The sequence below is a fragment of the Zunongwangia sp. SCSIO 43204 genome (assembly GCF_019904275.1).
Lineage (GTDB): Bacteria > Bacteroidota > Bacteroidia > Flavobacteriales > Flavobacteriaceae > Zunongwangia > Zunongwangia mangrovi.
In genome coordinates this window covers 627,846-646,135 of record NZ_CP063204.1, presented here as the reverse complement: position 1 = coordinate 646,135, position 18,290 = coordinate 627,846, and the positions used below count along the sequence as shown (strand labels likewise).

The window sequence follows — 18,290 nt, the reverse complement described above, 5'->3', positions numbered from 1 at the left end:
TTTAGCCTTAAAAATCGTTAGGATTGTCAGTAGGATTGTCAGTAGGATTGTCAAAAAACAAGAGAAAAACGAAAATTTAATACCTAAAAGTGCACAAAAGGTATAGTTTAAGTTGTAAAAACAGATTATTTAAAGGGGGAAAATACCAATAAAACAAAGGTTTGATTTTGATTAAATACCTAAAAAACAATTGTTTACGTTTTATTTTGATTGTTTTTGCTTTAAGAATCCTTGTATAATTAGTTTTTTGCAGGCAAGAAAGTCCTTAGTTGTAGCATTTCAGCCTCCAGGTCGCTTACTCTATTAAACAAATCTGCTGGATCCTGAAAGTCGAATATAAAGGCAGTTTTAAGCGTCCATACTTCCACTATATCTTCCAGCTTAATAGGATAGCTGGGGAATTCCGCTCTATTATCACTTTTGGCAAAGAGATTACCATATTTTTGAAGCCTGTTTAAACAGCGTTTAATTACAATTCCATCCTCTTTAGAAACGACAATGTAAATTTGATTGTCTTTAATGTCTTGCTGCCAATTTTCACACCATTCACCTACGGCTATCGCTCCACTATGAATTGTTGGATACATTGAATGTCCTTTGACCTCGAACATTCTAAAAGTGCCGTTGCTTAGCTTTGGTAAGCGATATGCTGGTAATTGTTGTAAGTATTGTGGATCTTCATAACCATGAAGATATCCTGCCTGAGCAGGAACGGGTACCATTAAAATATTTTCATTTCCTTGATGGTCTACTGTAATTACATTAGGCATATTCCCCAAAGAATAATCAGGAGTTGTTTCTTTTAAAACCATTTTTTCCTCCATTTCACCTTCTCCAGTTATTAACCAATTCAAATCAATATTATCAAACTTTTGTTTGATAACAGCTAAAGCTTCAGCATTCGGTGTTCTTCTTCCTTTTAGATAATTTGAAGCTGTTTGATGGTTAAAACCAGTCTTTTCAGCAAATTCCGAGGCTTTGCTAATGTTATATTTATCAGCAAGTTCTATAAGTCTACTATTAATATCTCCCATTTGTTTTAAAAAAATTCAACATTTGTTTGATTCAATCAAACATTCGTTTTATATTTGCTTCAAAGTACTTCAAAGTTATGCAAAAAAAGCAAGTGGAAAACCGTAAAAACCGAAAAACTCTTAAAGCAGAGTTGAAGTGGGGAGATATAGAAACGATCGCTCAAATAACAGGTACAAGTAGAAGTAGTGTTGAAAGATGGTTCAATGATAAAAATGATAATACGTCTATTGAAGTAGCTGTAAATAAACTTATCCAAGTACGTAAAGAAAAATTAGAGGAACAAATTAAGAAACTAGCCTAATGACTGCATCTGAAGCTTACGAATATTATCAGGATCGCGTATTGTGCGTTAATCAAGACGTTTTTTTAGAGCTTAGTCTTTTAACTTATAGCCAGCTTCAGAATTGGTGTAGAAAAGAACGCAGCAAATTAAAGCGTCTTCGTACAAAAGGTAACGGTAGAACTGGACTTATTGATTATAAGTCTATCCCTGACGATCTCCTGGACAAAATAAAAGCCACCTTCGGAGATCCCTATCGTAAAGACGATGTACAAACCTTCGTTAATCGTCTGGAAAATGATACTGAAGCCGCCAGTTTCTTACAAAAGGCTAAGCTTTCTCAGGAAAAAGAGTACCAATACTATATCGAAGCTCAAATTCTTAACCTTTATGGTAAACTGCTACAAGAGATTGAACTTAAGAAATCACGAAACCCCGGCTTTAAGAAAACCGCTGCAAAACGTGAGATTGCGAAGATCATAAATGAGCTTAAAACTGTAAATTTTGATTCCGGTAAACAAAGATTTCCACACAACCTTCCTTCTAATCCTCGCGCATTAGAGCGTCGCTACAATGATTATAAAGAAGAAGGCTATGAAAACCTTATTCATGGCGGTACCGGGAACAGTAACACTAAAAAAATCAAAGGAGCCATTGCAGATTGGATATTGGCTACCTATTGCCTACCTCATAAGCCAAATACTTCTGAAATTCACACAGAATACATGCAAATCCGCCTTGAAAAGAAATGGGCAGCACTCTCTGAAGAGGCTATTTACAAATGGTTGCAAAGAACAGAGCAGCGAATTGTTTGGGTATTGGCGCGCCACGGTCGCTCAACCTGGATCAATGAATTTGGACATAAAGTGAGCCGTGATAAATCGGACTGGTTTCCTAATTGCTATCTGGCGATTGACGGTTCTAAACTCGACTGGATCCACTTTAAAGAGGGGGCGCACTACAATATGGGAGCAGATCTTAAGATCGATGTGGTTTTTGATGTGTACAGTGAAAAGATTATCGGGTACTATGTGGGTACAGATCACGAGAATTATACACAGCACTTCTCGGCTTTCAAAATGGCATTATCTGAAAGCATGGCGAAGCCTGCCCTTATCACCTACGATAACCAGGGAGGTCATAAAACTGAAGAAATGCAAGATCTATATGATCGTGTAGTTACTAATAATGGCGGTGAGCATTATCCACACCGTGCCAATGAGCATGGTTCTCCAGTAGAGCAATTATTTGGACGTTTTCAACAGCAAATTTTGAACAAAGTATGGTGGAGTGATAAGCAAGCGGTAAACGTGCGCACCGAGGATAGTAAACCAAATCTTGATTTTGTAAAACGCTTCCGTCACAAGCTTAAAACGGTTGAAGAATGTATCGAAGCGGTTGAATACTATGTATATAAATGGAATAATTCTAAACATCCATTATTTGATGGTGAAAGCCGAAACGATGTATATACACACCAACAAACTTACGAGTTAGAACAGCTTAACGAGCTGGATATGATGAATCTTTTCTGGATTACCAGCAAAGAACCACTTACTTACACCGCTACAGGTATTACACCAACGATCCGAAAAGAAAAGTATCACTTTGAGGTATATGATGCCGATGGTAATGTCGACATAGATTTCCGTAACCAATACACCGGTTGCAAATTCTATTACCAGTACGATCCTAACCAACTGGATAACTATGTACGCCTGCACCTTCGTCTTCCTAATGGTGATACCAGGCACGTAGCCGATGCGCAGCCAATCAAGAAAGTGCGTAACATCCCAGCACTTATGGATGAACATGATAAAAAGCGTAAACACAAAATGCTACATGTGCGTGATGCGCAGCTGTCGCAAATCGAAGAAAAACTGGAGGCATTACGCCACCGCACCAATATCACTGAAGAATCATTAATCGAAGCACAGGAACTGGAGCTTAAGTTTAAAGGGAGAATCCCAAAAGAACGTAGAACCGAGGCGGAAGCCGGTGCCGGATCCTGGGTAAATAAACTATAGACTATGGAAAATTCACTAAAAACCGCAATTGTAAAAGAAGTAACCTGGCTTTCAGAAAAGCTTAGCCAGCGTGTTATAGCAGGTAAAGCTCAGGTATCCAGTGCCACGATTAGCCAAATGATTGCAGGGAACTGGACAAACATTTCAGATAACATGTTCCGTAAGGTTAAAAACAACCTTCGCATCGATCTAAACTGGAACGTAGCCATTACAAGTAACCTGAAAGAAGTGTATAGCTTTTGCCACAATGCCCAGCAACAAAGTTTGGCTATTTGTATAAGTGATTCTGCTGGAAAAGGAAAGTCTAACGGTTTTAAATTTTACGACCGTCAAAATAACGAAGTAATCCATCTGGAGTGCAAAGCGAGTTGGAGTAAAAAGAGCTTCTTAAAGAATCTGCTAATTGTTATGGGAGTATCGCCCGTAGGAACTACAGAAGAAATGCTGGAGACCTTCAATGAAGAAATTAAAAAATTGAATCGCCCTCTTTTAATTCTAGATCAGGCAGATAAACTTAAGGATCCTCAATTAGACCTCTTTATGGAGTTCTATAATGATCACGAAGGTCACCTGGGAATCATTCTTAGCGGAGTAAAAGCTTTGGAAAAAAGAATCGATAAAGGTCGCCAGCGTAAAAAAGTTGGGTTTGATGAGATCTACAGCAGATTCGGTTCTAAATATATAAGCCTGGATCCTGTTCGAAAAACAGATGTGGCAGAGATATGCAAAGTTAATAGTGTGGAAGATCCTAATATCATTCAGACAATTTACGATACCTGTGGCGGCGATCTAAGGCGTGTACGACGCGAAATACAGAAATACCATATATCACGCCAACCAGAAATAAAACTAACGGCATAAATGGCAAAAATCAAACGAGCGGTATCGGTTGATGAACTGTTAAAGAAAAAATTTAAGGTCTTTCCATTAGAAGGCAAATTCAAAGATCTATTGGGTACACCAGAAAGGACTGGACACTGGTTTTTTTATGGCGAATCCGGTCACGGTAAAACAACACTAATTATGCAATTAGTAAAGGAACTTACAAAATACGAAAAGGTGGAATATAACACCTTAGAGGAAGGTGCTCGCCTGAGTATGCAAATGGCTGTTGAGGGAAATAGAATGAATGAGTGTCGAAAAGGAACCTTTAAAATTCTTAATAAACTTCCTATTGATCAGGTTAAAGAGCGTTTACGCCGCCATAAATCCGCGAAAATACTTGTAATGGATAGTGTGCAGTATACATTTCTTACTAAAAAAGATTTTTGGGAAATAGATGAAGAGTTTGGGCAATCACACTTGATTCTATGGAATTCGCACGGAAGAGGAAAAAGACCTTTAGGAGCATTGGCTGAAGCTATAATGTTCCATGCAGATCAAAAAGTTTTTGTACAAGGCTACAGAGCCTATTCTAAAAGCCGTACAAGCCGCGGAAAATTGACAGAGCCTTATACCATTTGGGAGGAAGGCGCAAAAGAATATCACGATCCACTATAACTATGAAACTAATACAAGAATTACTGGAGATGGCTCCGGGAACTTACGAAAAGATGGTGATAAACCACTATCACAAATGGTGTACCCGTCATGGATTTGATGATGTAGACGTACAAAAGCTAATAGCCAACGCTGCATTATTTGCCTGGTGGCTGGAGCAATATCAAAAGCAGGAATGGAAATTCTCTAAACGTGCCATTGATTTTTTTGGCAAGGCAGATCGATTTGTACTTAGAGCCTACCATCAAGAGCATGTAACTAAAGTAGATCACTTGTTTTCAAGATCACTGCTAAGAGCCGCGAGAAAACAAAAACCGATAACACCACAATACAATTAAAATGAAAGAAGATTTACTTAATGAAATCGAGGACTTAAGAGATGTAATCGCCTGGTCACATGAAAATGGAGGGCTTACTGTTGGTCAGCGAATAATGTTACATCAACACATCGCTAAGCTTATGAAAGTACTTAGCGAATTAGAAGAGGGGATCCCTTCAGAAATAGCTGTAGTTGATATTCCCACACCTAATAACGAAAAAGTAAAGCATATTCTCCGGGTCATCCAAAACACCAATTGGGAAAAGAAAGAATTTAAATATTAATTAAAACGATAGAAAAATGAAAGATCTATTTAAATACAAAAGGTATAAGACAACCTATGATCCATTAGGATGGAGTGGTAACGGACAATACGTAATTAAAACAGATGATGAAGCTGAAACCCCTCTAGCGGTTGTAATGGTTCCATTTGGTGGAAAAGATGCAAAAGATCGCACCAAAAATAGAGCCAATCACATTGCAGAACTACTTAATAATAACAGGCACATAATTCCAGATAATCATTTCTGTAAGATATACTCGATCGATGATAACCAAATCTTAGTTCAACTAAAATTAAATGATGATGGTGATCTGGGCATATCACAGGTAACAAAGATTAACGGATGTTTCGTAGAAGCATTAATTGATGGCTTTGAAGAAAATGGAACTACAGCCGAAAAGCAATTTAAAAAATACACTATTAATCAAGCAGGTAACTTCTTAACTGCTATGCAAAAATTTATGTCAAATGGAGACCATTAATAAGCCAATAGGACAAATGACCGATGCCGAACTAAAGGCAGAAATGAAACGCCGCGAGGAAGTACGACAGGCAGACCGTAAAGCATATAAAGAACTTTCTCACGAAACGGTACCAGGATTATTAACGCAGCTTAAAAACGCCAGCTACTTCCTTCAGGATATCAAAACTGAAGTGTTTAAAGGCGTGACAAGTTTACTCGAGTTAAAAGATAAAGCCTACGGTATCAAAGACGAACAGCAATCGCATACGTTCTCCACAGAGAATGGTGACAAAATTACGCTGGGGTATCGAGTGAATGATGGCTGGGATGATACCGTAGGATCTGGGATTGCCAAAGTGAATAAATTTATTGAAAGTCTGGCAAGGGATGAGAACTCCGCAAAATTAGTAAAGACCATCAATCAGTTACTTAAAAAGGATGCTAAAGGGAACTTAAAGTCTAACCGGGTAATAGAACTGGATAAGTTAACGCTGGAGTTTGATGATGCCGATTTTACAGACGGTGTAGAGATCATTAAAAAAGCCTATAAGCCGGTAGCAAGCTGCTTTTTTATAGAGGCATCTTATAAAGATGCTCAGGGCAAAGATCAAAACATACCGCTTTCTATAAGCTCGGTAGAGTTTCAGGAAGGTACTTCACTTCCCTATTTCGATAACCATAAAAAAGAGCTGTAATTATGAAAGATCTAAATCCAATCGTGTGGGTAAAAGTTGGCTTAGGTATGTTCTATATGGGATTGTTGTGTATAGTAGCCTTAGCCTTAGAAAGTGAGAAACCGCTTTATTTTATTCCATTTATCATCTTATTGGTAGATAAAGTTGATGTGGTAGAATATGTAGAAGAAATCCCTAAAAAAGAACCTGCAGATGAAAGTACACATCCATCCTCATAAAGACGGTGACCAGTTCCTGGTGAATGGCAAACACGTTCGCCAGGATATGGACGGAAGCTGGATCGCTAAGCCGGAACTGAATCCAATTGAAGAGAAGTTCTTTGGCGAATACTTGAAAACAGACAAAATGTTGAGCCAACCGCTCACCGCAACATATAAAACTTAAAATAGATGGGTTGGTGTTCGGATAACGAAAAGCCCTGCATGGGTTGACAACGACAAACCTGCCTTTATCTCTCGATAGCCCTTAAAATTTTTGTCGACGATAAAGGTCAAAGGATAAAACCAGGTAAGCATCATAGTCCATAAGGTTTGTAAATGCCGCCCACTGTGAGCGATATCACAGTACACTCCCACGTGGCGGAATTGGTAGACGCACTTAAGAAGTAGGCAAAGCCCAACGAAAACGAATTGACGTGAAGGTTATAGACGTATAGCCCAATGTCCGAAAATTAAGTGAGCATTACATAAGAACATCGTTTGTTGCAGGTTCGAATCCTGCCGTGGGAACAAAAATTAAGGTTATGTCAAAACTTCAAGAATTAATACAAGAAACTAAGCGCATTTCAGAAGATGCAAAAGAAGCTGCAAATAGGGCAAGATCCAAGAAAAATAAAAGGCAGCAAAAAAATGTAGAGCAGTTTTTCAATGAAATCAATGCATACTTAGTAGAACTTCAGGACTTGAAAAAATAAGCTACAGAACTAATATTTACGCAAAATAAGTCTTAAACCTAATATTATGAAAGCACAAGCATCACAACGTAAACAGCTGTATAGATTGTTCCAATACAATAAAGAAAACGAAGCTTTTCATGTACAGCATACCACCGGAGACCAAACTAAAACTGAAGCTGCAGATCTAAGCATGAGCCAGGCAACAAAGCTTATAAGATCCCTTACCCAAAATTGGGCAGTTTTCGATAGTAATTCTCAACGGCATCTCTACATTCTTTCGCTATTAAGGCAAATTGGATGGACAAAAATAGTACCGGCAACCGGAAAGGAAATAGCTGATATGGGAAGGTTATCCAATTGGCTTAAAAGTAAAAAAAGCCCGGTTGTTATGCCTTTGCAAAATATGAGTCCTGAAGAGACCAGTAAAATTATAGTTGCCTTAGAAAATATGGTAGTAAGTAATGCAAAGAAAAAAGCTAGAGTTTAAATGTGATCATCCTGGCGAACCTGTAATTCGGGTAATTGGTGGCAATTGTAACTGTGAGATCACCGTATTAGCCTGCCCGATATGCGGTGAATATTTAGAGGAACCTGAAACCGATTGTTAATGAACTACCAGTCGAAATATAGATTGAATAGCCGTTTAATCGAAAATTACGTGGCTTTTCTCCCGGAGTGTGAAACACTGGAAGACAGTATCAAGCTATCGGCTGAAATTACCCATTTAAACGCCCAAAATCGAGAGATTGAAATAATGATGACTAAGGATAGCCAAAAGCAGATAAAAGACTATAAAATCAAAGAAAAATCGAGTTTATGAAAGTTGAATTAAAGCTAAAGCCCGATACACTGATTGCTGTAAATAAATTGCTCCAAAAGGTATATGATCTTCCGGTAAGTACAGATAAACGTGAGAATGTTTACAAGAGTATTGGTTTCGATCTTGCTGATAAGCTTGATAAGAAGCACAAGAACTTAATTAAGAAAGCAGATCTATTTTCAGATAAAGCCATAAAGATCACCTTAAAATATCATGAAGCCTGGGCATTAGAAGAGATCTTAATGGAACTAATTGCAGAGGAAGATAATCCCTACTACAAAACGCTACAGCAAAGCATGATTAACAAAATAAACGAAAAGACAATATGAAAAAGAAGAAAATCTATATCGCCGGAAAGGTTACTGGAGAACATCCTATCGATTGTACCTTAAAGTTCGAAAATGCAAAATCAAGTATTCAAAAATTAGGATTGCAGCCTGTTAATCCGTTAGAAGTAGTTGGCAGCTTTAAAGTAACCCGGGAACAGGCAATGCGCAAATGTATAAAAGCATTAATGGGGTGTGATGCCATCTATGTATTACCATGTGCCGAAAATAGCAAAGGAGCCGGTTTAGAATGTTCCCTGGCAGCAAATCTAAACATTCCAATGTATGCAGAACTGGAGAACCTAAAAAAAGAACTGCAGTAATGGAACAATGCACAACATATACTGTAAAGCATAAAAAAGCCAGAATTTTATGGGAGTTTAAATACGATTTAAAAGGTAATTTAAGATCCTTTAAAGTAGATGATAAACCGCTAAGTCCTTCCCAGTTAAACTTCCTGTTTACAGAGCAAAAATTTCCCACAAGCCAGACCATTATGAAGGAGGTCTGGATGAGTGCAAAAAAAAGCGAGTTTGAGATAGTTGTCGGAGAACCTGACCTGAGTTTTACAGCTTTTTGGAATGCTTACAATCATAAGATCGGCAAAAAGAAGATGGCAGAAAACACCTGGAATAAAATGAGTAGAGCAAGAAAGATAAAAGCGCTGCTGGGCATAAAGGATTATGATAATTATTTGAGCCGAAACCCTGGTATTCAAAAAGCTCATGCTACTACGTACTTAAACCAGGAATATTACGAGAATGAATATAGATCAGCAATATAAATATCATGAAAAAACCAATTTACAAGAAGTCAAATGATGGTAAGGAAATTCTAGCTTTTGAATGTACCGAATGCGAATGGCAAGGTAACCACGAAGATAAGAAAGATGTTTATACCGATATCGAATACGGTATCAAAGAGCAGGTTTGTCCTAAATGTGACAATCCTGATTTTTATTGCATTGTTGGGTATGATGAAGAATTGTAATGATTAAAGCATTAGTCATATATAAAGAGTTGATAGACGGTGGACACCCATTGTTAGATGATTACTGGGTAGAGAAATCCAAAATCATAGAAGTAGAAAAGGAAACAGATATTAATAAGGTATCTAATCATATAGTAAACATCAAAATTTTATAATCATGGAAAAAGACGAATTAATTCAATTATTTGATAGCTATCTAAATGAAACCAGACAATGGTTTGCATTCTCTGAATGGCTAAGTGAAAAGGAAGGTTTAACGATGACCGATGTAGGATTTGAAGAGTAAAAGTATGGATGTAAAAAATTATAAGAAAGCACACAAAGAAATCATCAATGATTGCATCAATGAGCGTATTCGTCAGGATAAAAAGTTTGGTGCAAACCGAAAACACCATCCAGCGGAGTGGTTAATGATTTTGGGCGAAGAAGTTGGCGAAGTAAATCAAGAAGGCATTAATTATACTTTTACTTTTAACGATTCCAAGGAAATAACAAGAGTCTTAGAAAATATGCGGGCAGAACTGGTTCAGGTAGCTGCTGTAGCAATGGCTTTTATTCAAGATTTAGATAATCATTATTTCGATTGCCCAACGATTTGTACCAGCTGTGAACAACGGTTTGAACTTGAAGGAATGGCAGCAGATGATGACTGCAATTATTTCTGCCAGGAATGTTATAAAGAGCTTGCACCAATAATGAAAGCTGAATTTGATGATCTGGTGAGAAAGGGAGAAATCGAGACTAATGAATAAAACTTTAAAACTTACCGTACACGCCAAAGCTTTTGAAGTGATGGTTACCGGGGAAAAAACGGAGGAATATCGAAGAAAATCAAAGTGGATAATGTCTCGCCTTTGGAAAAAGGTAGACGAATTAAGAGGCATTCCTGTATACGCTAAAAAGGAGTATGAAACTATAGAGATCCGGAACGGGTATGGGAAAAATAGCCCTTTTTTCATCGCTGAATTCAAAGGACATTTAGAAAACATCCATCCCTTCGAAGAGACCTTTTCAAATGGCTTACAAGTAAATGTATATAAACACGATCAAATCATAGAAATAGGTCGAATAATAAAAGTAGGTAATTATGGGAATATTCAACAGAAAACCAAAACAAAAAAGCCTTAAGCAAATCAAAGCTGAAGTAACCGAGCTTAATAAGCAGTTACTGGCTCTAGGTTATAATATAGAAAACATCATGGAGTTTTGGGAAGAGACTATGGCAGAGGCGGAGATCTGCCATAATCTTCCGCCTTGCAGATGTGGAGATCCCAACTATTGCGACACCTGGTGCAGAGCGAAAGCAAGATTTGCTATGAATCCACCAGATTAATTACGGAAAGACGTAAGGACAATATTTCAATAACCTTTAATTTTATAAAATGAGAAATCAAATTTTTAGAGAAGGCTTTGATTGCGGTTATAAATTAGGAGTCAAGCAAGGAAAATTAAAATGGATATCATTGGGTTTTTTTGCAGGCGTTGTTGGCTTATCTATATTGTATATCATCCTCTTATTCTTTCAAAATCAAATTTAGATATATGGAATATTATTCAGATCAAGAAATGAAAACACAAATGCTAAAATTAGCTAGGAGCGGTAAAAACTTTTTAGATATTTGTAATGATCCTAAATGTAACCCGGAATTTAAATTAAAAATCGAATCTTTGTCAAAATTAAAAGATTCTAAAATTAACTAAGATGAAAAGACTATTACTTTTAATAATTCTATTTAGTACTTTGAGTTGCGGAACTACTCAGTTTATAAAAACAGGCTTCGATGAAACAAGTGTTATGCCCGCATTACCTGAAGACGCTAAAGTTTCAATAATTACGGAATTACCCGAAAATGCTAAAAGAATTGTGGAAATCGGTATTTGTAAAGGTAGTGTCCCCGGCGGAGGGATGATTAAAGACCGAAGTGATAAGGCAATTGAAAAACTGAAAGAATGTGCAAGAAAAAATGGAGGAAATGCTATTCTTCTAAAAGAGAGTCAAGATGGTGGTTTTTATACTACATTCGGATACTCACAACAAGTTGCAAAAGCCCAAGGACAGATTTATTTTATAGAACTTTAATTACTTAACCAATCATCAATTAAAAACGGCTTGCTTTATATAAGGCAAGCCGTTATTTTTGCTGTATAATGAAAGGTAAAAATAGTTTGTATAATAATTTGGTACCAAATTCTCTGGAAGTTTTAGATTCCGGGGAGCGTAGCCAGCGTAATACTTACCTAAATCAGCGTACAGATGCAATGGCTTGCCGCTATTATTATCACGCCACCATTTGCCGCCTACGCTATGATGATTGTCTTTTGCATCTTGCCGCTGAATTCTTTCTTGAACCTGATACGATCATTGGCTATCTTAAAAAACGCCAGGGCTATTGCAATAATCTTGTGACCAAACAAATTACCGCTTTGGAGCTTCGAAAAAAATATCCTTTTTTCGATTGGTCAGGGAGAATAAGAACCATTACAAAAACAGATAGTCCAAACCTTTTTAATTATCAGTAGTTTCTCTAAAACTAAACGCAAAAGGCATCGCGACAACCTTTATCGCATCCGGGCGTTTTTCCGGGTAAAATTGTTTCCTGGACAACGCGTTAAAATGATCGGATTCGTAACCATGTAATTTTTGTCGCACCGCTTCTACATCATCATAATATTGCAGGCTTTTATCCCTGGCAAGTTCCGGTGTCTTTGTAGATGTTTCTCCATTAAAGTTCCAGGCTAATCTAACCAGTATAATCGCATCGCAATTCTGGATATTACGGTTTAGATCTTCCGTTTTATTAATCTGGATTTCTACTAACGCACAAGGAAAAAGTACCGGAGGTCTTTCAAAGTTGAGTTGTCCTTTATCCTCATCCACCCATTTTAGTACTGGAATCTCATCCAGTAATGCTGTAATTTCTTTAAATATTGCTTTCATTAGTTAAATGCTTTGATTAATCGATCTCTTAATAGTTTGTTTAAATAACGGCTATGTCCCATAAATTGACGTTGAGGCATGTTAATAGTGTAATTTCGGGTATGTGGTTTAATTTTCACCTTCTTGCCCTTGCCCATAAAATTGCGATTGGTATAGCCTTTTATTGTAGCAACGCCTTTAACTTGTAAACCTTCATTATGTATCCTGGCATAAGGAACTTTAGAATTCCCTGCAGAGATCACAATACGATCTGCACGTACTTCGCTTGGACGGATGGATGCCATTAATGCACCGGTTCTGGTTAATATTCTACCTTTTCCCCGGGTTTTTTGTGCAGCATATTTTGGGCTTAATGGTTGCCAGGGTTTCTTATCCCATTCCTGAGTGCGAAACCGTTCCTTAAAAAACTCACTGGCAGTTTCTGCTACAATATTAGGTACGCCAACTTCAAAACGATGTTCCCAATTTGAAAACCAGTTATTTATTTGTTTTTGATAGTCCATTTTACTTAAATTTGTATTGAAGTTGAAAACGGCGGTTAACGAGTGGCTAACACCTAACGGATGATGGGAGCAACAAGGACTGATAAAGACAGCGTCGTTTGATATTAATCCGTAATTAAACCCCGGAAGCTTATTCCGGGGTTTCTTTTTACTGCTTTACTAAAAGTCCGCTCCTTAGCTTTTCTATAATGCCCTTTTTTTCGGTCACCTTGTACCAGGTCAACACTTCTAATTCTCCATTCTTCAATCGTCCGGTTACAGCATAGGTTTCCCCTTTATAGTATTTTACGTATCGAATAGCATCTAAATCTGTTCCCTGTATCCAAACTTCATCTGGAGCTAATAAGCCCTGTTTTAAAACCTCTAAAAGTTGTACCCGGTGCGCACGTTTCTTTTTGCTGTCACTGGTATGCCTCTTGTAATTAGCCGGCTTCAATTCCATAGGTCGCCCATTATAATCTCTCACCACTTTTTTACCATCGAGTTCGTCTAAGCCTTCCCAAAATTCATTGGCGGTACCAGAATATTCCGGCGCATCTGCGGTAGCTACTTTTTTTGCCTGGCTATAGGATTTTAGCCCCCAATCTGAAGCTTTTAGTTTATTGAGCTCCTTTGCTGCCTTACCAGGGAACTTACGGGTGTATTGTTGATTCGCAGTAAACACTTCCCCGGCTATGGCTCGATTTACGCCCCAACCTTGCTGATTTTCTTTGCTAAATTGTGTTGACTCCAGATAAGCATCGGCACGCGCACGCATGGCTGCTAATTGAGATTCGTCGAATTCGTGTCGCATTCTTGGCACCACATAGCAACGACAGTTCCATCCATTTGGCGGAAAGATCTTTTGCCATCGTGGATCATTAGCCGGTAAAATCAACCCTTCTAATAAGCGGTGTGATTGCCGCACATGATCATCACCTGCAGTTTTATATTCCCAGTACGGGAATAGTTCAGCCTGCTTGATTAAACGGTTATACGTTGCTGAAGCTTCCCCGGTAAGTAAAGCGGTCGTGTACTCCGTTTCTAACCAGGAACCATTGTACACCTCGACCAAAGCAGATGCTTGCCGGTAAAATTCATCATAGCTTTTCGCCTGCCGAAATAACTCGTTAAGCTCTTGGATCTCTGCTAATGTTTTCGCCCCGGTAAAGCGAAACAAATTCTGCTCGAACGCAGATAACAACGCAGGATCATCTACACCATAAATAAAGCCCGGATTCTCTGCCAGGTCTATTTTAGAAGTATCGTCCCAAGCTTCTTTAAACGCTTTATTAAGCAATCCTGAAGTATGATAAAATAGCGCAGCATCAAAATTAAGCTTGCCACGTGCATCCCAAATTCGTTGAATCAGTGCATCATTATCGAAGCGATCGTTAGCTGCGAGTTTAATCGTGTGGTGACCGCCACAGTTTTGATGTGCTGCCCCGGTCGTCTCCGCCGGGGCTACTCGAAAAAAATCCTTTAGTCTTTGCCAGAAACTTTTTTCGCTCAGTTCCACTTCAGCAGGATCCTCTTCCTCCTTTTTAGGCTTTTCAGGTTTAGGCGGTTCCGGTGGTTGTTGGGCTTCCTTTTCTTTCTTAAGTTGTTCATAATTCTCTGGCTTTGGCACATTGTATTTCTCGTAGAAAAAATCATCATCGATTGGTAAACCTAACTCTTGTCGCATTCTTACGTGCATATTAAAAGCTTCTTCCGTACTAAGCTCTCTACTTTCATCCTGGATAATAAAGCGACCGCCTTGCGTATCAAAACCGTAAGATTGTAAGACTTTAATAAAACGAGAGTTTAGCACCTTTCTAACAAATGTAAGGTCGTTCTCATGTTTATTTTCATCTTGTTCACTATGGGTTTCCGATTGTGCGTAGCCGGAACTGGAACTGCTCTCTGTTGTTTCGGTTGTTCCTAATAGCGCTTTGGAAAGTTCATTATTTAAAAACCGCAGAAAATTACCATGCGCATCACCGGTTGCATTGGTGTTATTTTCTTTGATTTCTATGGTGGTACCGTCTGGACGTATAATCGTACCGCCTGCACCAATGTTGTCTAAAGCTTGCTGTAATTGTACACGTTGTTTTTCATCGAAGCCGTTCCACATCGCATCGATTAGCGGATTCCCAAACGTCTGAATAAAAGCGGCATAATCTCCAAGTCCGCCCCGTTTTAAAATCGCATAAGGAGCAGCTTTCATATATAGCCCAAGATCGTTTACTTTCCCCACTTCCATAATGGTTTTGGCATAGATCCCTTCACGGATATTAATCCCGTCTTCCCCATACGCCTGGAATGCAACAATACCATTTTCAGGACGGTAATTTAACCGATGAATCAGTCCGGCATCCATTTCCCAGGATCCATCCTGATCTTGCCAGAATCTTGGTTCTAAAATAGAATAGCCCCAAAATTTAGAATTAATAATCTCATCGAGTAGATCATCAAAACCAATGCTATCGATCACTTCGTTAATAGCATCAACCGGAGTTCCATCTGAATCTACAAATTGCCATTTTGCAGATTTTACGGGATCCCTTCTTTTCCCGGTTACAGCCTCTACATGTCCATCGAGATCTACATCGGCATAGAGGTTATAAAGTAATGTACGACGTGGGATTTGAGACTCGGCACTCTGGATCGCCTGACGCCATTTTGGAATGTCCTGCTCGGTACGATTATATGGTCGTATTTCAATTTTATGCGTAACGATTTCGGGAGGTGCTCCTCCCGGTTTCTTTACGTTTTTCTTAGATTGCAAATGATTGTTTTTAGCCATCGTTTAAATTGTATTTAAAAGCCATTTAAAGGCTACCATCTTGTGGGTCTTTTTGGTGCGCTACTCACATGAAAAGCTCCTGTGGATTCCTGTTCAGTTTCTGCCAATTTCCATTTAGTGACTACTTTCCCGGATTGAATGTCTTTTAGCCAACGTAGTGCATCATCATAGCGTGTTTTACGAAGCTCCATATCGGTACTGGCATTAGCCAATGCGATAAAGTGCCAAACTGCGATGTCTTTTACATGCATTAGCAGCGTAGGATCCCGGTCGCCTTCCTCTGCACCAAAAAGGAAATCAGTATCAAATCGGCTTAAATATCCCATCGCCTGTCCTTCAGCCGAGGCAATAGCGTCCATAAGTACTTCGTCATCTTCACGAGATATCGCATCGATAAGCTCTGGGTACATGTGGGTATTAAAATCTTCAGGTGTTACCATAATTTTTATATTAAATGCCGCAAGGCGACTTACCATCGTTTATTATTTTTACGACCTCCAGACATCGTTTGAATTTGAGAAGTATCACTGGCAATTTTATTATTCACTTGCCATACACCACCTTCAACAGAATCGGGACCATCATCGTGCGCTCGGCTTGTGGGAGATAGTGCAAGGAATTGATCCTCCATATTTTTCATGTGATCACTTCCTTTTAGCTTCTTATTGAAAATCAATTTTTCATTCCTGTTAAGTGGTTCCAGGGAACTTTCTATCCTGAAAAACTTGTCAGGTTTATCGCGAGGATCCGGCTGTAATGGTAAAGTGATTTTATGGCGTTTGTTAGCTTTTTGGATCTCCAGTTTTAAACTGTCATCGATCCAAGGCCACTCAATGAAAAAATAAACCGGAGACTTACCACCTACATATCTTAAGATCTCGTATTGCCAATCCAACATGTCTGCAGTTGTAGTCTGCGCACAAAATACTTTTATTACATGGTATTCGTCTTTATACTTACCGATTAGAGTTGTGGCTTTATAATCGTTTTTCTTTCCACTTTTATACGAAGGATCGGTATAAGCAACTAAGAATTTATAGCGGCTTAACGGCATCATCTTGCCATAGTGCAATTTTTCAAAAACCTTTCCTTTAGTAATTGGATTATTGAAATATTCCCCTTGCGCTGAGATGTAAGAAATCTTACTTAGCGCACGATCAATCATTTCTTCAGTATTCTTTTCTATCCATGTTGATTTCCCATTTTTATCACGGATATTGATCACTTCAGCATAATCGGCAATCTCGATGGCTTTTTTCATGCAGCAATGCTCTGCAATGATGTTTCCGCAAAAGATTACCAGCAAAGGATTAGAAATAGATCTCGTAGCATAAAATGCTCGCTCTAACCAATCCCACTTTTTGTCTACCGTATCGGGGTTTCGGCAATCTTCATCAGTATCGAAGTCATCAATCAAAAGAACATCCGGACGCACGTTTTCATTCCTGGTACCACGAGGGGATTGCCCTGCTCCAATAGCACGAAATGCCACACCCTTACGCGTAACAAATTCACTATCTGTCCAGCTTCCATGCTTTTCCTGCATACCGTAATCATTGATTATTCGGTTATTCTTTTCCAGAAGTGTTTTATACGGTTTTAAAAGGCGTTCGGCATTATCTTTTGAGTTACTGGTAAGGACAACATTTTTCTTTTTCCCGGTAAGCGTAAGCTTTAGGACTTCCATCATCGTACGACCCGATTTTGAAAGCTCACGAGACCAGGGACGGGCTTCATACCATTCCGGGTTTTCCATTACTCTTTTGGTCGCCCGAATATGAAATCTGGCAGGTTCTGAAGTGTAGAACTTTGAAAAGTAATATTTAAACCAGGCTTCATGATCTTTCTCCAGTTCAGTTACCCGTTTTCGTTTCTCCCTTTCCGTTTCATTTGATTGGATTGGCGCATCCCGGTTCATGTCCTGGACAAACTCATCCCAGTCAAATTCCGCTCTTTTATCTGCAGGTTTTAGCATTACTTAATAATCGATTTGATGAATATATCTGCCAGGTTGGTCACCTCTTTTGCTTTCTCGTAGTCATCCTGGCGAATGTGATTGATGAAATTTTTAAGCACCTCGATAGTATCGGCTACAGAAGTATCGGTCTCCAACTGGCGTACCGCTCCGGTAAGTTTCACCAGGGCATCGGCTTCTTTAGAATTTGCGAAGCGTTGCCCTTTAGGGCGATTCATAATGGAGTCGTTAAGCTCTGTGATTTGCATATAGAACCGATGTAGCTCGGCATCTTTAGTAATAATCACACTTGCCCGAAGGTTTTCCCAGGCTTCATCTTTGATCCATTTATTAATTGTTTGGGGCGTAGTTCCCACACGTTCGGCTAATTCCTTTTGTACCGTAACGCCTTCAACCGTATAGAGCAGCTTTGCATGATCATACTTCCGCTGCATTGATTCTGTTCTTGCCATGCCCCAAAATTGCACACCTTAT

Annotated in this window: 31 protein-coding genes; 24 read left to right on the top strand and 7 right to left on the bottom strand. The window is 38.7% G+C overall.

The window, feature by feature from the left end:
• Window positions 1-239: 239 nt before the first annotated feature.
• Window positions 240-1,034, bottom strand: coding sequence for a S24 family peptidase (locus tag INR75_RS02985; protein ID WP_223090702.1), 795 nt, complete (start codon window positions 1,032-1,034; stop codon window positions 240-242).
• Between the two features lie 77 nt (window positions 1,035-1,111).
• On the opposite strand from INR75_RS02985, the gene INR75_RS02980 reads away from it, so the two are divergent.
• The 24 genes from INR75_RS02980 to INR75_RS02870 all read left to right on the top strand — a co-directional run bounded on the left by INR75_RS02980 (window position 1,112) and on the right by INR75_RS02870 (window position 12,153).
• On the top strand, window positions 1,112-1,336 hold the full coding sequence (locus INR75_RS02980) for a hypothetical protein (protein ID WP_223090701.1): 225 nt from the start codon (window positions 1,112-1,114) through the stop codon (window positions 1,334-1,336).
• The gene (locus INR75_RS02975) at window positions 1,336-3,342 is read left to right on the top strand and encodes a hypothetical protein (protein ID WP_223090700.1); all 2,007 of its coding nucleotides are present in this window, start codon (window positions 1,336-1,338) and stop codon (window positions 3,340-3,342) included. Before INR75_RS02980 ends, INR75_RS02975 begins: the two co-directional genes overlap by 1 nt.
• Before the next feature lie 3 nt (window positions 3,343-3,345).
• Window positions 3,346-4,203, top strand: coding sequence for an ATP-binding protein (locus INR75_RS02970; RefSeq protein ID WP_223090699.1), 858 nt, complete (start codon window positions 3,346-3,348; stop codon window positions 4,201-4,203).
• The gene (locus INR75_RS02965; protein ID WP_223090698.1) at window positions 4,204-4,842 is read left to right on the top strand and encodes a DNA repair protein RadA; all 639 of its coding nucleotides are present in this window, start codon (window positions 4,204-4,206) and stop codon (window positions 4,840-4,842) included. It abuts the gene before it with no gap.
• A 2-nt stretch (window positions 4,843-4,844) separates the two neighbouring features.
• Window positions 4,845-5,180: a hypothetical protein gene (locus INR75_RS02960; RefSeq protein ID WP_223090697.1), complete on the top strand. Its 336-nt coding sequence runs from the start codon at window positions 4,845-4,847 to the stop codon at window positions 5,178-5,180.
• Window position 5,181: 1 nt separating this feature from the next.
• Window positions 5,182-5,445, top strand: coding sequence for a hypothetical protein (locus INR75_RS02955; protein WP_223090696.1), 264 nt, complete (start codon window positions 5,182-5,184; stop codon window positions 5,443-5,445).
• Between the two features lie 16 nt (window positions 5,446-5,461).
• Window positions 5,462-5,926: a hypothetical protein gene (locus INR75_RS02950; RefSeq protein WP_223090695.1), complete on the top strand. Its 465-nt coding sequence runs from the start codon at window positions 5,462-5,464 to the stop codon at window positions 5,924-5,926.
• Window positions 5,913-6,602: a DUF3164 family protein gene (locus INR75_RS02945; RefSeq protein ID WP_223090694.1), complete on the top strand. Its 690-nt coding sequence runs from the start codon at window positions 5,913-5,915 to the stop codon at window positions 6,600-6,602. The genes INR75_RS02950 and INR75_RS02945 overlap by 14 nt, the downstream gene beginning before the upstream one ends.
• A 2-nt stretch (window positions 6,603-6,604) precedes the next feature.
• Window positions 6,605-6,820: a hypothetical protein gene (locus tag INR75_RS02940; RefSeq protein WP_223090693.1), complete on the top strand. Its 216-nt coding sequence runs from the start codon at window positions 6,605-6,607 to the stop codon at window positions 6,818-6,820.
• Window positions 6,795-6,986: a hypothetical protein gene (locus INR75_RS02935; protein ID WP_223090692.1), complete on the top strand. Its 192-nt coding sequence runs from the start codon at window positions 6,795-6,797 to the stop codon at window positions 6,984-6,986. Before INR75_RS02940 ends, INR75_RS02935 begins: the two co-directional genes overlap by 26 nt.
• 358 nt (window positions 6,987-7,344) lie before the next feature.
• Window positions 7,345-7,515 carry a hypothetical protein gene (locus INR75_RS02930; RefSeq protein ID WP_223090691.1) on the top strand — a complete coding sequence of 57 codons (171 nt, stop codon included), beginning with the start codon at window positions 7,345-7,347 and terminating at the stop codon, window positions 7,513-7,515.
• A 46-nt stretch (window positions 7,516-7,561) separates the two neighbouring features.
• A complete protein-coding gene (locus tag INR75_RS02925) occupies window positions 7,562-7,984 on the top strand; it encodes a hypothetical protein (protein ID WP_223090690.1) in 423 nt (140 codons plus the stop codon).
• Window positions 7,959-8,105, top strand: coding sequence for a hypothetical protein (locus tag INR75_RS02920; protein WP_223090689.1), 147 nt, complete (start codon window positions 7,959-7,961; stop codon window positions 8,103-8,105). Before INR75_RS02925 ends, INR75_RS02920 begins: the two co-directional genes overlap by 26 nt.
• 208 nt (window positions 8,106-8,313) lie before the next feature.
• Window positions 8,314-8,646 (top strand): hypothetical protein, encoded by a 333-nt coding sequence (locus INR75_RS02915; protein WP_223090688.1) that lies wholly within the window; start codon window positions 8,314-8,316, stop codon window positions 8,644-8,646.
• Window positions 8,643-8,966, top strand: coding sequence for a DUF4406 domain-containing protein (locus INR75_RS02910; RefSeq protein WP_223090687.1), 324 nt, complete (start codon window positions 8,643-8,645; stop codon window positions 8,964-8,966). Before INR75_RS02915 ends, INR75_RS02910 begins: the two co-directional genes overlap by 4 nt.
• Window positions 8,966-9,427 (top strand): hypothetical protein, encoded by a 462-nt coding sequence (locus INR75_RS02905; protein WP_223090686.1) that lies wholly within the window; start codon window positions 8,966-8,968, stop codon window positions 9,425-9,427. The genes INR75_RS02910 and INR75_RS02905 overlap by 1 nt, the downstream gene beginning before the upstream one ends.
• A 5-nt stretch (window positions 9,428-9,432) precedes the next feature.
• Entirely contained in the window at window positions 9,433-9,633 is a 201-nt protein-coding gene (locus tag INR75_RS02900) for a hypothetical protein (RefSeq protein WP_223090685.1), read from the top strand.
• 157 nt (window positions 9,634-9,790) lie between these two features.
• Window positions 9,791-9,919 (top strand): hypothetical protein, encoded by a 129-nt coding sequence (locus INR75_RS20365; RefSeq protein ID WP_255584620.1) that lies wholly within the window; start codon window positions 9,791-9,793, stop codon window positions 9,917-9,919.
• A 4-nt stretch (window positions 9,920-9,923) separates the two neighbouring features.
• Complete coding sequence (locus INR75_RS02895; RefSeq protein WP_223090684.1) at window positions 9,924-10,385, top strand: MazG-like family protein; 462 nt, start codon at window positions 9,924-9,926, stop codon at window positions 10,383-10,385.
• A complete protein-coding gene (locus INR75_RS02890; protein WP_223090683.1) occupies window positions 10,378-10,761 on the top strand; it encodes a hypothetical protein in 384 nt (127 codons plus the stop codon). The genes INR75_RS02895 and INR75_RS02890 overlap by 8 nt, the downstream gene beginning before the upstream one ends.
• The gene (locus tag INR75_RS02885; RefSeq protein WP_223090682.1) at window positions 10,721-10,966 is read left to right on the top strand and encodes a hypothetical protein; all 246 of its coding nucleotides are present in this window, start codon (window positions 10,721-10,723) and stop codon (window positions 10,964-10,966) included. Before INR75_RS02890 ends, INR75_RS02885 begins: the two co-directional genes overlap by 41 nt.
• 209 nt (window positions 10,967-11,175) lie before the next feature.
• Window positions 11,176-11,334, top strand: coding sequence for a hypothetical protein (locus INR75_RS02880; RefSeq protein WP_223090681.1), 159 nt, complete (start codon window positions 11,176-11,178; stop codon window positions 11,332-11,334).
• A gap of 1 nt (window position 11,335) precedes the next feature.
• Window positions 11,336-11,713 carry a hypothetical protein gene (locus tag INR75_RS02875; protein ID WP_223090680.1) on the top strand — a complete coding sequence of 126 codons (378 nt, stop codon included), beginning with the start codon at window positions 11,336-11,338 and terminating at the stop codon, window positions 11,711-11,713.
• 68 nt (window positions 11,714-11,781) lie between these two features.
• Complete coding sequence (locus INR75_RS02870) at window positions 11,782-12,153, top strand: hypothetical protein (RefSeq protein ID WP_223090679.1); 372 nt, start codon at window positions 11,782-11,784, stop codon at window positions 12,151-12,153.
• On the opposite strand, the gene INR75_RS02865 is transcribed toward INR75_RS02870, so the two are convergent.
• From INR75_RS02865 to INR75_RS02840, 6 genes are all read right to left on the bottom strand, one after another.
• A complete protein-coding gene (locus INR75_RS02865) occupies window positions 12,140-12,571 on the bottom strand; it encodes a hypothetical protein (RefSeq protein ID WP_223090678.1) in 432 nt (143 codons plus the stop codon). The two genes, INR75_RS02870 and INR75_RS02865, sit on opposite strands and share 14 nt — an antisense overlap.
• On the bottom strand, window positions 12,571-13,074 hold the full coding sequence (locus tag INR75_RS02860) for a phage virion morphogenesis protein (protein ID WP_223090677.1): 504 nt from the start codon (window positions 13,072-13,074) through the stop codon (window positions 12,571-12,573). The genes INR75_RS02865 and INR75_RS02860 overlap by 1 nt, the downstream gene beginning before the upstream one ends.
• 148 nt (window positions 13,075-13,222) lie before the next feature.
• Window positions 13,223-15,841 (bottom strand): DUF935 family protein, encoded by a 2,619-nt coding sequence (locus INR75_RS02855; RefSeq protein WP_223090676.1) that lies wholly within the window; start codon window positions 15,839-15,841, stop codon window positions 13,223-13,225.
• Window positions 15,842-15,873: 32 nt separating this feature from the next.
• Window positions 15,874-16,317, bottom strand: coding sequence for a phage protein Gp36 family protein (locus tag INR75_RS02850; protein ID WP_223090675.1), 444 nt, complete (start codon window positions 16,315-16,317; stop codon window positions 15,874-15,876).
• Window positions 16,311-17,816: a hypothetical protein gene (locus tag INR75_RS02845; protein WP_255584619.1), complete on the bottom strand. Its 1,506-nt coding sequence runs from the start codon at window positions 17,814-17,816 to the stop codon at window positions 16,311-16,313. The genes INR75_RS02850 and INR75_RS02845 overlap by 7 nt, the downstream gene beginning before the upstream one ends.
• Complete coding sequence (locus INR75_RS02840; protein ID WP_223090674.1) at window positions 17,816-18,268, bottom strand: YfeC-like transcriptional regulator; 453 nt, start codon at window positions 18,266-18,268, stop codon at window positions 17,816-17,818. The genes INR75_RS02845 and INR75_RS02840 overlap by 1 nt, the downstream gene beginning before the upstream one ends.
• Window positions 18,269-18,290: the final 22 nt, after the last annotated feature.